The organism is Streptomyces africanus (genome assembly GCF_002150735.1).
In the GTDB taxonomy this organism is placed as follows: Bacteria; Actinomycetota; Actinomycetes; order Streptomycetales; family Streptomycetaceae; genus Streptomyces; species Streptomyces africanus.
In genome coordinates, this window is the sequence record NZ_MUKA01000325.1 from 316 (window position 1) to 13,601 (window position 13,286).

Genomic DNA, 13,286 nt, shown 5'->3' on the forward strand with positions numbered 1-13,286 from the left:
TCGACCTCGACGGCGGCGAACCCGGCCCACCGCCCGTCGACGACACACCGCCCGATGGCGGCCGGAGCAGCCGCTTCCGCCGCACCGGGCACGGTCGCGAACCACACCGAAGGCCCGGATCCCAGCACCCGCAGCGCGACCTCGCTCACGCCCTTGCGCTGGTAGCGGGCCAGCCACGCCTCGTCGGCCTCCCGGGACAGCACGACCCCCGACGGCTCGGCGAGGTCGGCGACCGGCGCCAGCGGGCCGACCCACAGTTCGGCCGTCACCTCCCGCGCCCAGCCCCGCTGCTCCAGCTCCGCGCACAGCAGCTCCTGCGTCCCCTCGGCACCGGTCGCGGTCTGGACGTAGGCGGGCAGGCCGCGCTCGCCGTACCACCGCCGCACGGCGCCGAGAGCCTCATCCAGGGACACGCCCGGGTCACCGAGCGGCAGCACGGAATTCGCCCGGCGCGTGAATCCGGACGCGGCCCGCAGCTCCCAGTCCCCGAGCCGCTCGCTCTCCACGGGCCGCCAGGCCCGCGCGGCGACCCGGGCCAGCTCCTCGTAGGAGGCGGCCGGACCGCGGCGACGCGCCGGCGCGGCGGGTACGAGCTTGCCCGCGACCAGCGCGGATTCCGCGATGCGGACGCTCTCGCCACTCTTGCGTGTGATCAGCAACACACCTTTGTCCCATGATGTGAGAACTCCGACCGTGTCGGTGAACATCTCACCCGGAGCCGCATGTTCGATCAAGCTCCGCACGGAGACCCGTTTTCCCACGTCAGCAGCGGTGATACGGACCTCGAGTCGCCCAGCGGCAGAGATTTCCACAGGTCAGTTCACCCCTCCTGTTCGGATCATGCCCAAGAACGGAGATACTAGGGGCGGGCATCGACGACGCCGCGCTCCCGCGCGCCAGGCGGCGGAGCCTGAGGAGGCCCGCCAGCGCCCTATCGAGGAGGAACGACAGCGTGACCTACGTCATCGCGCAGCCTTGTGTCGACGTCAAGGACAAGGCGTGCATCGAGGAGTGCCCGGTCGACTGCATCTACGAGGGCTCCAGGTCCTTGTACATCCACCCGGACGAATGCGTCGACTGTGGTGCCTGTGAGCCGGTCTGCCCGGTCGAGGCGATCTTCTACGAGGACGACACTCCGGAGGAGTGGAAGGACTACTACAAGGCGAACGTCGAGTTCTTCGACGAGCTCGGCTCGCCCGGCGGTGCCAGCAAGCTGGGGCTGATCGAGCGCGACCACCCCTTCATCGCCGCGCTGCCGCCGCAGGCCTAGTCACCGCAAGCGGCCGGCACATCCGTGCCGCCTCGGTCCCGTACGGCCCGACCACGCCCTGGTCGCCGTACGGGGCCGAGGCGTTTGCCGTGCGACGGCTCGTACGTACCAGAAAGTGAGCCAGAAACCGTGTCCGCAGTCTCCGACCGTCTCCCCACTTTCCCCTGGGACAAGCTGACGCCGTACAAGGCCACGGCCGCCGCCCATCCGGACGGCATCGTGGACCTGTCGGTCGGCACCCCGGTCGACCCGGTCCCCGAGCTGGTCCAGAAGGCGCTGGTCGCCGCGGCCGACTCCCCGGGCTACCCGACCGTCTGGGGCACGCCCGAGCTGCGCGACGCGATCACCGGCTGGGTCGAGCGCCGCCTCGGCGCGCGGGACGTCACCCACCGCCACGTCCTGCCGGTCGTCGGCTCCAAGGAGCTCGTCGCCTGGCTCCCGACCCAGCTGGGCCTCGGCCCCGGCGACCGGGTGGCCTACCCGCGCCTGGCCTACCCGACGTACGAGGTGGGCGCCCGCCTGGCCCGCGCCGCGTACGAGGTCTACGACGACCCGACGGAGCTGGACCCCGAGGGGCTGAAGCTCCTCTGGCTGAACTCCCCGTCCAACCCGACGGGCAGGGTCCTGCCGAAGGAGGAGCTCACCCGGATCGTGGCCTGGGCTCGCGAGCACGGCATCCTGCTCTTCTCCGACGAGTGCTACCTGGAGCTGGGCTGGGAGGCCGACCCGGTCTCGGTGCTGCACCCGGACGTCAACGGCGGCTCGTACGAGGGCATCGTCGCCGTCCACAGCCTCTCCAAGCGCTCGAACCTGGCCGGCTACCGGGCGGCGTTCCTGGCCGGCGACCCGGCGGTCCTGTCGCCCCTGCTGGAGATCCGCAAGCACGGCGGCATGATGACGCCGGCACCGACCCAGGCAGCGGTGATCGCGGCCCTCGGCGACGACGAACACGTCCGCGTCCAGCGTGAGCGCTACGCCGCCCGCCGCACCCTCCTGCGCGAGGCCCTCCTCGCCCACGGCTTCCGCATCGACCACAGCGAGGCCAGCCTCTACCTGTGGGCCACGCGGGGCGAATCCTGCTGGGACACGGTGTCCCACCTGGCCGAACGAGGCATTCTGGTGGCCCCGGGCGACTTCTACGGCCCGGCAGGCGCCCAGTTCGTCCGAGTGGCCCTGACGGCGACGGACGAGCGGGTAGCGGCGGCTGTACGGCGCCTGTAACGGCTTCCTGGCCACGGGAAAAGACGCTCCAGCGGAACGACACGGCCGAGGGGTCCAGGGAAGCTCCCTGGACCCCTCGGCCGCTTAAGACCGGCGTCAGCCGACCGGCAGGCTCTTGACCGGCAGCGAGCCGGTCGACGGCACCCCGCCCTTCGCCAGGGAGTCCGTCGGCAGACCGCCCTGCGCCGAACCAGCCGCGTCACCGACGAGCTGCCCGGCCGAGCCCGCCGCGTCACCGGCGGCCTTCTGCGCGACCGGAAGGGTCTTCTTGACCGCCTTGCCGCCGGTCTTGCCCGCGGCCGGCACCGCCTTCTTGACGGTCTTGCCGCCGGTGTCACCCGCGGCCTGGGTGACGTTCTGCGCCGCGCCGTCGACGGTGTTGCCGACGTTCGCCCCGTCCAGGGCGGTCAGACCGCCGAGGTTCGGGGTGGCCGGCAGCTCGGGAGCCGCGCTGGCGGAGCCGGCCGCACCGACCCCGGCAGCCGCTCCCGCAGCGACGATCAACGCGGCACGGGCGATCCGGCGGGTCAGGGGGAGGGACATGGTGCTCCTTCGACGGGAGAGAACGGTGAGCTTGTGAAATGTCGGCCGGGGCCGGGAGTTGATCGACTGGCGGTTGATCTCCCCGGCTCGGACGCAGTGACTACCGCTCGAAGCCCGCGAAGGTTGCGGCGCCGCAACGTAAAGAGTTGGCAATGTGTCGCATTATCTGCTGCGGATAAAAACGGGCAAAGACGCTCCCACCGGAAAGCCCGCCGAATCCTTCCAGCCCTTTGTTCCCATGGGATCTCACGGTTTCCGGGTGAGGTCACGAAAAACTGCGCACACCGTCGCCGCCGCGCCGTCGGGGTAGCCCCCACGGGTGAAGCCCCGCACCCTTGTCTAGCCCATCGTCACGACACGGACCGCGTCCGCGTCCCGCTCCGCACCCGCGGTGCCCTCCGCCCCGGCCCGTCGCCACTCGCTGGCGGTGTTGCCGGCGACCCACTCCCGCCCCGCGTACGCGACGCGTGCGATGTGCAGCTCGGAGGCGTTGGCCACGGCCCAGTGCGCGAGCTGCCAGCCGCGCTGCTTCACGCTCTGCCCGCCGGCGGCACTGGTGTCGGCGGTCACGGGCAGCGTCATGGTCCGCCCGTCGGACCCGCCCGTACCGCTCGGGGACGGCGTCGGCGAGGCCGCCGACGAGCGGCCCACCTCCGCACCGGCCGGCTCCAGCACATCGCGCCCGAAATCCCGCACGAGCGCCGCACGCACCCCGTCCGGTCCCACCGCCCGGGTCGCGGCCGGGCGGCCCTCACAGGTCAGCGTGGCCGCGGAATGCCCGGTGAGAGCCGCGGCGAGCAGCGCCGCGTCCGGCTCGTGCTTGGCGTAGGCCTGCGGGAAGCCGCTGCGCTGCACGCGCTGCGCGGCGTCGGTGAGGGGCAGCCGCGTGTAGCCGGGCACCTTGACCAGGTGGTCGTAGAACTCGCCGGCCGAGTACGTCGGGTCCAGGATCTCCTTCGGCGTGCCCCAGCCCTGCGAGGGCCGCTGCTGGAACAGGCCGAGCGAGTCCCGGTCGCCGTGCTTGATGTTGCGCAGGCCCGACTCCTGGAGAGCGGTCGCCAGCGCGATGGTCACGGCCCGCTCCGGCAGGCCTCGTCCGTCGCCCACGGCGGCGATCGTCGCCGCGTTGACCGCCTGCTCGGGGGTGAACTCGTACGACGCCCCGTCGCCCTTGCCGGAGACGACTTTGCAGCCCGGTTCGCCCGCGCCCCCCGTGACGTACTGCACCACGAGGTAACCGGCGATCGCGAGCAGGACCACGAACGCGGACCCGCATCGGAAGAGGCGGCCGCGACGCTTGGGAGAGGACGGCTCTGGCACGCCGTACAAGGTACTGGAGAGTACGGAGTGCCTTGTGCCAGGTGTGGACAGTGGGGCCGGGCCTGGCGCGTTAGGGTCGACGGCATGGCCGACACCTCCCTTGACCTCACGCTGGACGCCGCGGAGCTCACCGCCCGGCTCGTCGACTTCCGTTCCGAGAGCGGCACCGAGAAGCCGCTCGCGGACGCGATCGAGACCGCGCTGCGCGCGCTGCCCCACCTGACGGTCGAGCGGTTCGGCAACAACGTCGTGGCCCGGACGAACCTGGGCCGCCCGGAGCGGGTGATCCTGGCCGGTCACATCGACACCGTCCCGATCGCGGACAACGTCCCCTCCCGGCTCGACGAGGACGGCGTCCTGTGGGGCTGCGGCACGTGCGACATGAAGTCGGGCGTCGCGGTACAGCTGCGCATCGCGGCCACGGTCCCGGCCCCCAACCGCGACCTGACCTTCGTCTTCTACGACAACGAGGAGGTCGCCGCGGAGCTGAACGGCCTCAAGCACGTCTCCGAGGCGCACCCCGAGTGGCTCCAGGGCGACTTCGCGGTCCTCCTGGAGCCCTCCGACGGCCAGGTCGAGGGCGGCTGCCAGGGCACGCTGCGGGTGCTGCTGAAGACCAGGGGCGAGCGGGCCCACTCGGCGCGCGGCTGGATGGGCTCCAACGCGATCCACGCGGCCGCCCCGATCCTCGCCCGGCTGGCCTCCTACGAGCCCCGCCGGCCGGTGATCGACGGCCTGGAGTACCGCGAGGGCCTGAACGCGGTGGGCGTCACCGGGGGAGTGGCCGGCAACGTGATCCCCGACGAGTGCGTCGTCACCGTCAACTTCCGCTACGCGCCCGACCGCACGCCCGAGGAGGCCGTGGCCCACGTCCGGGAGGTCTTCGCGGACTGCGGCGTGGACGAGTTCGAGGTCGTCGACCACAGCTCGGCCGCGATGCCGGGCCTGTCCCACCCGGCGGCGAAGGCGTTCATCGCGGCGGTGGGCGGCACCCCGATGCCGAAGTACGGCTGGACGGACGTGTCCCGCTTCTCGGCCCTGGGCGTCCCCGCGGTCAACTACGGTCCGGGCAACCCCCACCTGGCGCACAAGCGGGACGAGCGCGTGGAGACCGCGAAGATCCTCGCGGGCGAGGAGCGCCTGCGGACCTGGCTGACGGCCTGAGCCGCCGGAACGCCCTCGTGTTTACGGCGCTCGATCGCGGACATGCTCACGTCCCTCGTTCGTAACCCGCGTAGATCTACGCTGAGGCGGAACGACCGGCACGACGGAGGGAGCGCACATGGCGACCGGCAACCCCGAGGGGAAGAAGCAGCCGCCGGACGAACAGCGCCTGGGTCCGGTCCTCCGGCGGCGGGGGCAGGTGCAGGCCAGCACCACCGACCAGCGGCTGCTGGACGAGCGCGCCCCGTCCGACTGGGTGCACACCGACCCCTGGCGGGTGCTGCGCATCCAGTCGGAGTTCATCGAGGGCTTCGGTGCGCTCGCCGAACTCCCGCCCGCGATCAGCGTGTTCGGCTCGGCCCGGACTCCGGCGGACTCGCCCGAGTACGAGGCGGGTGTCCGGCTGGGCCGGGGCCTGGTGGACGCGGGCTTCGCGGTCATCACGGGCGGCGGCCCGGGCGCGATGGAGGCGGCCAACAAGGGTGCCCTGGAGGCCAAGGGCATCTCGGTCGGCCTCGGTATCGAGCTGCCGTTCGAGCAGGGCCTGAACCCGTACGTCGACATCGGCCTGAACTTCCGCTACTTCTTCGTGCGGAAGATGATGTTCGTCAAGTACGCCCAGGGCTTCGTGGTCCTGCCCGGCGGCCTCGGCACCCTCGACGAACTCTTCGAGGCCCTCACCCTCGTCCAGACCCAGAAGGTCACCCGCTTCCCCATCGTCCTGTTCGGCAGCGAGTACTGGGGCGGCCTGGTCGACTGGCTGCGCCACACGGTCATCGCCCAGGGCAAGGCCGCGGAGAAGGACCTCCTGCTGTTCCACGTCACGGACGACGTGGACGAGGCGGTGGCCCTGGTGTCGAAGGAAGCGGGCCGGTAGCGGCGAGCCTGCGGGGGACCAGGGGGCGGAGCCCCCTGGTACCTCGGCTAGGCCAGCCCGCGCCGCGCAACGGCGGGAGCCCGGTGTCCCGCAATCGCCCCCACCATCTCCAGCACCTGCCGCGTCTCCGCGACCTCGTGCACCCGGTACACCTGCGCCCCCAGCCACGCCGACACCGCCGTGGTCGCCAACGTACCGATCACCCGCTCCTTCACCGGCCGGTCCAGCGTCTCCCCGACGAAGTCCTTGTTGGACAACGACACCAGCACCGGCCACCCCGTGGCGGCCATCTCCCCCAGCCGCCGGGTCGCCTCCAGACTGTGCCGCGTGTTCTTCCCGAAGTCATGCCCGGGGTCGATCATGATCGACTCCCGCCGCACGCCCAGCTCCAGCGCCCGCTCCGCCAGCCCGACCGTCACGTCCAGGATGTCGGCCATGACGTCGTCGTACTCCACCCGGTGCGGCCGGGTCCGCGGCTGCGCACCACCCGCGTGCGTGCACACCAACCCCGCCCCGAACCGCGCGGCGACCTCGGCGAGCCCCGGATCCACCCCGCCCCACGCGTCGTTCAGCAGGTCCGCCCCGGCCTCGCACACGGCCTCGCCGACCTCGGCCCGCCAGGTGTCCACGCTGATGACCACGTCCGGGAAGCGCCGCCGCACCTCCGCGACGAAACCGACCGTCCGCCGGGCCTCCTCCGCGGCCGTGACCTCCTCGCCCGGCCCGGCCTTCACCCCGCCGATGTCGATGATCGCGGCTCCCTCGGCGACCGCCTGCTCCACGCGCGCGAGGGCCGGCTCGTCGCGGAACGTCGCGCCCCGGTCGTAGAAGGAGTCCGGGGTCCGGTTCACGATCGCCATGATCACCGGCTCGTGCGGCCCGAATTCCCGCCTGCCCAGCCTGAGCATCCGCTGTGACCCTTCCTGGTACGTCCCCGTCTTCCGCCGCCTGCGACCCTAACTGTCGGACTCGCATGGCACGATCGGAGCCTGACACCATCGGTGTCCGAAGACACCGACAGATCCGACCGTGGGGGCTCCGCGATGGTTATGTTCCTGTTCCTGGTCGTCGCGCTAGCCGTCGTGGTCGCCGCGGTGACCCTCGCCGTGGTGGGCGGCGGCGAGAACGGCCCGCTGCCCGAGGCCGCCCCCGAGCGGCTGCGTGACCCGCTGCCCCCGGACCGCCCGGTCGACCGTGCCGACGTGGAGGGACTCCGCTTCCCGCTCGCCGCCCGCGGCTACCGCATGGCGGACGTCGACGACGCCCTCAGCCGTCTCGGGGCCGAGCTCGCCGAGCGCGACGCCCGCATCGCCGACCTGGAGTCGGCCCTGGCGGGCGCCAGAACAGCCGCCGCCCACGGGCCGGCGTCCAGGGACAACCACACCTCCGGGGAGAACCACGTGTCCATGGACAAGCCGGCTCCCCGCCACGAGGACCGGCCATGAGCGACGGTGCCGCCCTCGCCGGCCCGGACGGCGCGCTGCGCTGCCCCTGGGCCCTGTCCGCCCCCGAGTACGTGACGTACCACGACGAGGAGTGGGGCCGCCCGGTCCACGGCGACGACGCGCTCTACGAGCGCCTCAGCCTGGAGGCCTTCCAGTCCGGCCTGTCCTGGATCACGATCCTGCGCCGCCGCCCCGGCTTCCGCGCCGCCTTCGCCGACTTCAAGATCGCCTCGGTGGCGGCCTTCACCGACGAGGACTGCGAGCGCCTCCTGGCCGACGCCGGCATCATCCGCAACCGCGCCAAGATCGACGCGACCCTCGCCAACGCGCGCGTGCTGGCCGAGTGGGCCCCGGGCGAACTGGACGAGCTGATCTGGTCGCACGCCCCCGAGCCGGGCACCCGCCCGGTCCCGAAGGCGCTCTCCGACGTCCCGGCCGTCACCCCCGAGTCGACGGCCCTGTCCAAGGCACTGAAGAAGCGGGGCCTGCGCTTCGTCGGCCCGACGACGGCGTACGCGCTGATGCAGGCCTGCGGGCTGGTCGACGACCACCTCCAGGCCTGCGTCGCGCGCCGCACGTGACGCCGCCGCGGCCGGTCAGCGGCCCAGATACCGGGGCTTCTCCTTGTTGACGAAGGCCTGCACCGCGATCGCGTGGTCCTCGGAGGAGCCCGCCCGGGTCTGGAGCTCGTCCTCCTTCTCCAGCGTCTCCTCCAGGGAGTGCGTCAGGCCGTAGGCCATCGACTCCTTCAGCGCCGCGTACGCCACCGTCGGCCCCTCGGCCAGGGCCCGCGCCACCTTCCCGGCCTCCGCGCGCAGCTCACCGGCCGGCACCAGCCGGTTGGCGATGCCGAGCTCGTACGCCTCCTGCGCGCTGATGCTCCTGGGGAAGAGCAGCAGGTCAGCCGCCCGACCGGGGCCGATCACCCGCGGCAGCGTCCACGAGACACCCGAGTCGGCGGTCAGCGCCACCCCGGCGAACGAGGTGTTGAACGCGGCCGTGTCCGCCACGATCCGGTAGTCCGCCGCGAGCGCGAAGCCGAAGCCCGCCCCGGCCGCCACGCCGTTCACGGCGGCGACGACCGGCTTCGCGGCCTCGGCCAGCGCCCGCACGATCGGGTTGTAGTGCTCCCGCACCGTGCTCATGGTCTGCCCCGAACCGGTCTCCCGGTCCTCGGCGAGCAGGCCGATGTGCTCCTTGAGGTCCTGCCCGACGCAGAACGCCCGGTCACCGGCGGCCGTCAGCAGCACCGCCCGTACGGCGGAGTCGTCCGCCGCGGACCGGACCGCGTCCCGCAGGGCGGCCTTCGCCGCCACGTTCAGCGCGTTCATCGCCTCCGGGCGGTTCAGCGTGATCGTCGCGAGTCCGTCGCTCACCTCGTAGAGCACGGTGTCGGCCATGGAGTATCCCCTCCGCGTCGCTGCTCGGGGACGTACCGGCCGGTACGTCCCGGGTCTGAGAGACAGCATGACCGAGATCACCGACGGCCGACCGGACCGGACGTGTGACCTGCGTCAAAGAATTCTCGGCGGTTTCCGTTCGGCGGATGTGCGTGCGGGGGCGGAGTATCGCAGTCACATCGCCGAATTGAGTGGTTTTGCTCGCGTGCGTTGCCCAAGCGATGCCGACTGATGTTGGTCATCGGGTCCTGAGATGCGGGATAATGGCCTGGAAGCAATGTGTTCGATGCCGGTGTCGCGTGTCCTGCCTCAAGGACCGCACTGTGCCCTCTTCAGGGGTCCGTCGGCCTTGACGATGAGCTGGGTTTCAGGAAGGGGAACGAGCATGGCGGCCATGAAGCCGCGGACGGGTGACGGCCCGCTCGAGGTGACCAAGGAGGGGCGGGGCATCGTCATGCGCGTTCCGCTCGAAGGCGGCGGTCGGCTCGTCGTCGAGCTGACCCCGGACGAGGCCGACGCCCTGGGCGACGCCCTCAAGAAGGTCGTCGGCTGACGCGCAAGCGACCATACCCTTTCAGCTGCCCCGGCATCACCTGAGGTGCCGGGGCGGCTGTTTTCTCCACCCCTGACTCTCGTCTGCCCCGGCTTCCGCTCGGGTAACGTGCGGTCCGGCTACCGCTTCACCGCGCACAGCAGCCCGTCGCCCACCGGCAGCAGGGACGGCAGCAGCTCCTGGCTCTCGCGCACCGCGCGCAGCAGTTCCCGCAGCCGCAGCACCTCGGTGGGCTGGGGACCGGAGTCCACCGTCCGGCCGTTCGCGAAGGCGCCCTCGAAGACGACGAGCCCGCCGGTGCGCAGCAGCCGCAACGATTCAGCGAGGTAGTCCATGACCTCCAGGCGGTCGCCGTCGCAGAAGACCAGGTCGTAGCCGGCGTCCGCGAGGCGGGGCAGCACGTCCAGGGCGCGGCCCGGGATGAACCGGGCCCGGTTGCTGGCGAAGCCGGAGGCGCGGAAGGCCTGGCGGGCGAACTGCTGGTGCTCCGGTTCGGGATCCACGGTGGTCAGAACACCGTCGGGGCGCATACCGTGCAGGAGGTGGATCCCGGAGACACCGCAGCCGGTGCCGATCTCGGCGACGGCCTTGGCGTCGACGGAGGCGGCCAGCAACCGCAGCGCGGCGCCCGTGCCGGGCGACACCGAGCGCAGACCCGCCTCACGGGCCCGGTCGCGGGCCCAGCGCAGCGCGTCGTCCTCGGCGACATAGGCGTCGGCGAACGCCCAGCTCGTCTGCCGGTTGCCGGTAATGACCCTCTCCTGTCCCCGTGAATGCCTGGGCGTGACTGTATCCGTTGGGCCCGGGAACCCGCAGATGGGACCGGTCGTTTAAAGGGGCAAGCGAGTGGCGCGGTTCGGGACGGGGGGCAGGCAGTGGATCGAGGCGCCGAGCAAGTGCCGACGCAGCAGTACGAGGCGTATCAGCCCAGATCAAATTCTCGTAAAACCGCTTATCCGGTCCTAACGGGCGAGGTGGCTATGGTAGGGGCTCCACTGGACACCACCAGAGCTGACAGGGGAGGTGCGGCCGCGCCTGCGGATAGGGGAGGAGCGCTCCGGCGCTTCTTCACATCGGCGGGCAGGCCGACATCCGTGAACGACACTGCTGACCACAGCCACGCCGCTGACTTCGCCCAGACCGCGACCTTCACCACCGACGCGGACGGGCAGGCGTGGACTCCGCCCACGTGGGAGGAGATCGTCAGCACGCACAGCGGCCGGGTCTACCGGCTCGCCTACCGCCTGACCGGCAACCAGCACGACGCCGAGGACCTCACGCAGGAGGTCTTCGTCCGTGTCTTCCGCTCCCTGTCGACGTACACGCCGGGCACCTTCGAGGGCTGGCTGCACCGCATCACGACGAACCTGTTCCTGGACATGGTCCGCCGCAAGCAGCGCATCCGTTTCGACGCGCTCGGCGAGGACGCGGCCGAGCGGCTGCCCAGCAAGGAGCCCTCGCCGCAGCAGGTCTTCAACGACGCGCATTTCGACGCGGACGTCCAGCAGGCCCTCGACACCCTCGCCCCCGAGTTCCGCGCCGCGGTCGTCCTGTGCGACATCGAGGGACTGTCGTACGAGGAGATCGCCGCGACTCTCGGCGTCAAGCTCGGCACGGTCCGTTCGAGGATCCACCGGGGCCGCTCCCAGCTGCGCAAGGCCCTCGCGCACCGCTCTCCTCAGGCGCGCGCCGAGCGCCGCTCCTTCGTGCCCCGTGTTCCCGCACTGGGAGGAGGGGGCGCGAGCGCGTGAGCGGATCACGGCCGAAAGCTTCCGAGGGTCACCTCGCAGAGCAGCACCTGGGAGACCGACTCTCCGCCCTGGTGGACGGAGAGCTCGGTCATGACGCGCGTGAGCGTGTACTGGCGCATGTGGCCACCTGCCCGAAGTGCAAGGCGGAGGTGGACGCCCAGCGCCGGCTGAAGAACGTCTTCGCGGAGGCGGCCCCGCCGCCCCCTTCCGAGAGTTTCCTGGCCCGCCTGCAGGGACTACCCGCCGGCGGCGGCCCGGACGGTGACGGCACGCCGCCGGGCGGGGGAGCGCTGCCCGGCGGACTGCCCGGACGGTTCGGATCGTCCGGGGCCTTCGGAGCGAAGCGCGGCGACCGGTTCGAGTTCGGGTACGTCCCGGCCCGGCCGCACGCCCCCGTGCTGCCGTCCGACGACCGCGGCCTTCCTCCGGGCAGCCGGGGCTTCCGTATCCATGACGTCGGGCGGCACGAGCCCGACCGATCCTCCTCGCGGCTGCGGTTCGCCTTCGCGGCCGCCGGAGCCGTGTCGCTGGCCGCGATCGCACTGGGCGGCGTCACGGGCGGCACCGCGACCGACACGGAGGCCCGCGGAGCCGGCGCGGGAAGCAACGTGACACCCATGCGCACGCAGGGCACGGGCGCCGCGACGCAGCCCGAATCCCAGCGGCGCCGTGGTACGGGGCCGCTGCTGGCGCAGGTGCACGGCCAGAGTGTGCTCGGCCGCACCCCGGTCGCCCCGACCGAGGTGGCCGCACCGCTGCTGCCGGGTGTGCCGGACTCCGCCGCGGGGCAGCAGGCCGTACACGCGCTGGCCGCCCCGGTGATGGCCGGTGCCGCCGTCGTGTCCCCGCTGATACGTCCGCTCGATGCGGTCCCGCCGGCCGCCCTGACCTCGTGGTCGACGGTCCCCGAGATCGCTGTGCCCCTGCTCGCCGTGCCCCTCCCGGACACGACCTCGTCCCCCTCTTCTCCCGCTTCCTCCCGTACGGCTCGCTGACCGGCCGCTGCGCGGCGGCGAGCGAACCTGATTGAATCCGGGGGTGGCGCCCGCGGCCGAGGCGTGGCCGTGGCGCCGATTCGACGAACTGCGGCTACCGCCGTCGAGCCGTGCCGCGGCTGTGGGGAGAGCATGAACGAGGGGAAGCCCACGAAGGCCAAGTGGTGGAGCCGTCCTCGGCCGCAGGGCCTTTCGGGGGAGCCGGAGAGTACGGGGCAGGCGCCGGCGGACTCGACCGGCACCGACGGTGACTTCGAGCTGGCGCGGCCTGCCGTGCGGCAGGACGAGAACGGCGGCGACTACGAGCTGAGGCGCCCCGAGCCGGTGCCGACCGACGACGAGCCCTCCGGGGCGTCCGCCGGTGTGCCCACTGGGGGCGCCGAGGACGGCGTTCCGGTCACGCCCGCCGTGTCGGCCCAGGACGGACCTGCCGGGAGCGTGGCGGAGACCGGGAGCGCACCCTCCGTCGTGCCGGCCGATGGTGGGCCCAAGCCGCTGCATGATCCCGACCCGTACAGCACGCCGCCCTACGGTGAGCCCGGGCCCTGGGCGCCTGCGCCGCCGGTGCAGCATCCGGCGGCGACTCCGGCGCACGGCGTGATGACGGCGGACCAGTCGGCCAGGCCCGGCACGCCCGTCGCGCCGCCGCAGGGGACACCGGCGGTGCCTCCCGGCATGCCCGCGCCCGCCGCACCCCTGCCACCGCCCAGCGCCCCCGCGCCGGTGCCCGCCGCGGCCGTCTACGCC

General features: G+C 72.3%; 16 protein-coding genes and 1 pseudogene. 11 read left to right on the forward strand and 6 right to left on the reverse strand.

What is annotated here, in order from left to right; all coding sequences use genetic code 11:
- On the reverse strand, positions 1–812 hold an 812-nt coding region (locus tag CCL05_RS33470), incomplete at its 3' end, for a GNAT family N-acetyltransferase, cg3035/Rv0428c family (RefSeq protein WP_244204488.1).
- 140 nt (positions 813–952) lie between these two features.
- On the opposite strand from CCL05_RS33470, the gene fdxA reads away from it, so the two are divergent.
- On the forward strand, positions 953–1,270 hold the full coding sequence (gene fdxA, locus CCL05_RS33475) for a ferredoxin (protein WP_010047804.1): 318 nt from the start codon (positions 953–955) through the stop codon (positions 1,268–1,270).
- A 129-nt stretch (positions 1,271–1,399) separates the two neighbouring features.
- Positions 1,400–2,491 carry a bifunctional succinyldiaminopimelate transaminase/glutamate-prephenate aminotransferase gene (locus tag CCL05_RS33480; protein ID WP_086564413.1) on the forward strand — a complete coding sequence of 364 codons (1,092 nt, stop codon included), beginning with the start codon at positions 1,400–1,402 and terminating at the stop codon, positions 2,489–2,491.
- Between the two features lie 96 nt (positions 2,492–2,587).
- Here CCL05_RS33480 and CCL05_RS33485 read toward each other — a convergent pair whose 3' ends face one another.
- Both CCL05_RS33485 and CCL05_RS33490 read right to left on the reverse strand, forming a co-directional pair.
- Positions 2,588–3,034: an ATP-binding protein gene (locus CCL05_RS33485; RefSeq protein ID WP_086564414.1), complete on the reverse strand. Its 447-nt coding sequence runs from the start codon at positions 3,032–3,034 to the stop codon at positions 2,588–2,590.
- Positions 3,035–3,373: 339 nt separating this feature from the next.
- Complete coding sequence (locus CCL05_RS33490; protein WP_086564415.1) at positions 3,374–4,354, reverse strand: VldE C-terminal domain-containing protein; 981 nt, start codon at positions 4,352–4,354, stop codon at positions 3,374–3,376.
- 84 nt (positions 4,355–4,438) lie between these two features.
- Here CCL05_RS33490 and dapE point away from each other — a divergent pair, with 84 nt between their 5' ends.
- Positions 4,439–5,518, forward strand: coding sequence for a succinyl-diaminopimelate desuccinylase (gene dapE, locus CCL05_RS33495; RefSeq protein ID WP_086564416.1), 1,080 nt, complete (start codon positions 4,439–4,441; stop codon positions 5,516–5,518).
- A 118-nt stretch (positions 5,519–5,636) separates the two neighbouring features.
- The gene (locus CCL05_RS33500) at positions 5,637–6,395 is read left to right on the forward strand and encodes an LOG family protein (RefSeq protein WP_086564417.1); all 759 of its coding nucleotides are present in this window, start codon (positions 5,637–5,639) and stop codon (positions 6,393–6,395) included.
- A 47-nt stretch (positions 6,396–6,442) separates the two neighbouring features.
- Here the strand turns inward: CCL05_RS33500 and folP are convergent, their stop codons facing one another.
- Positions 6,443–7,303 carry a dihydropteroate synthase gene (gene folP, locus CCL05_RS33505; protein ID WP_086564418.1) on the reverse strand — a complete coding sequence of 287 codons (861 nt, stop codon included), beginning with the start codon at positions 7,301–7,303 and terminating at the stop codon, positions 6,443–6,445.
- Between the two features lie 141 nt (positions 7,304–7,444).
- Between folP and CCL05_RS33510 the strand changes: the two genes are divergently transcribed.
- Together CCL05_RS33510 and CCL05_RS33515 are read left to right on the forward strand one after the other, a co-directional pair.
- Positions 7,445–7,840 (forward strand): DivIVA domain-containing protein, encoded by a 396-nt coding sequence (locus tag CCL05_RS33510; protein WP_143589988.1) that lies wholly within the window; start codon positions 7,445–7,447, stop codon positions 7,838–7,840.
- A complete protein-coding gene (locus tag CCL05_RS33515) occupies positions 7,837–8,421 on the forward strand; it encodes a DNA-3-methyladenine glycosylase I (RefSeq protein ID WP_086564420.1) in 585 nt (194 codons plus the stop codon). The genes CCL05_RS33510 and CCL05_RS33515 overlap by 4 nt, the downstream gene beginning before the upstream one ends.
- Positions 8,422–8,436: 15 nt before the next feature.
- On the opposite strand, the gene chcB is transcribed toward CCL05_RS33515, so the two are convergent.
- The gene (chcB, locus tag CCL05_RS33520) at positions 8,437–9,240 is read right to left on the reverse strand and encodes a 2-cyclohexenylcarbonyl CoA isomerase (RefSeq protein WP_086564421.1); all 804 of its coding nucleotides are present in this window, start codon (positions 9,238–9,240) and stop codon (positions 8,437–8,439) included.
- Positions 9,241–9,307: 67 nt separating this feature from the next.
- Here chcB and CCL05_RS44975 point away from each other — a divergent pair, with 67 nt between their 5' ends.
- Positions 9,308–9,472 carry a hypothetical protein gene (locus CCL05_RS44975; RefSeq protein ID WP_158102519.1) on the forward strand — a complete coding sequence of 55 codons (165 nt, stop codon included), beginning with the start codon at positions 9,308–9,310 and terminating at the stop codon, positions 9,470–9,472.
- Positions 9,473–9,625: 153 nt separating this feature from the next.
- Positions 9,626–9,793, forward strand: coding sequence for a DUF3117 domain-containing protein (locus CCL05_RS33525; protein WP_003966491.1), 168 nt, complete (start codon positions 9,626–9,628; stop codon positions 9,791–9,793).
- A gap of 119 nt (positions 9,794–9,912) precedes the next feature.
- On the opposite strand, the gene CCL05_RS33530 is transcribed toward CCL05_RS33525, so the two are convergent.
- Positions 9,913–10,611, reverse strand: coding sequence for an O-methyltransferase (locus CCL05_RS33530; protein ID WP_279629952.1), 699 nt, complete (start codon positions 10,609–10,611; stop codon positions 9,913–9,915).
- Positions 10,612–10,773: 162 nt separating this feature from the next.
- Here CCL05_RS33530 and sigE point away from each other — a divergent pair, with 162 nt between their 5' ends.
- From sigE to CCL05_RS33545, 3 genes and pseudogenes are all read left to right on the forward strand, one after another.
- Positions 10,774–11,544 (forward strand): RNA polymerase sigma factor SigE, encoded by a 771-nt coding sequence (gene sigE, locus CCL05_RS33535; RefSeq protein WP_244204489.1) that lies wholly within the window; start codon positions 10,774–10,776, stop codon positions 11,542–11,544.
- Between the two features lie 71 nt (positions 11,545–11,615).
- On the forward strand, positions 11,616–12,539 hold the full coding sequence (locus CCL05_RS33540; RefSeq protein WP_244204490.1) for an anti-sigma factor family protein: 924 nt from the start codon (positions 11,616–11,618) through the stop codon (positions 12,537–12,539).
- A gap of 132 nt (positions 12,540–12,671) precedes the next feature.
- Positions 12,672–13,286 (forward strand): annotated as a pseudogene (locus CCL05_RS33545) (protease); the annotation flags it as partial.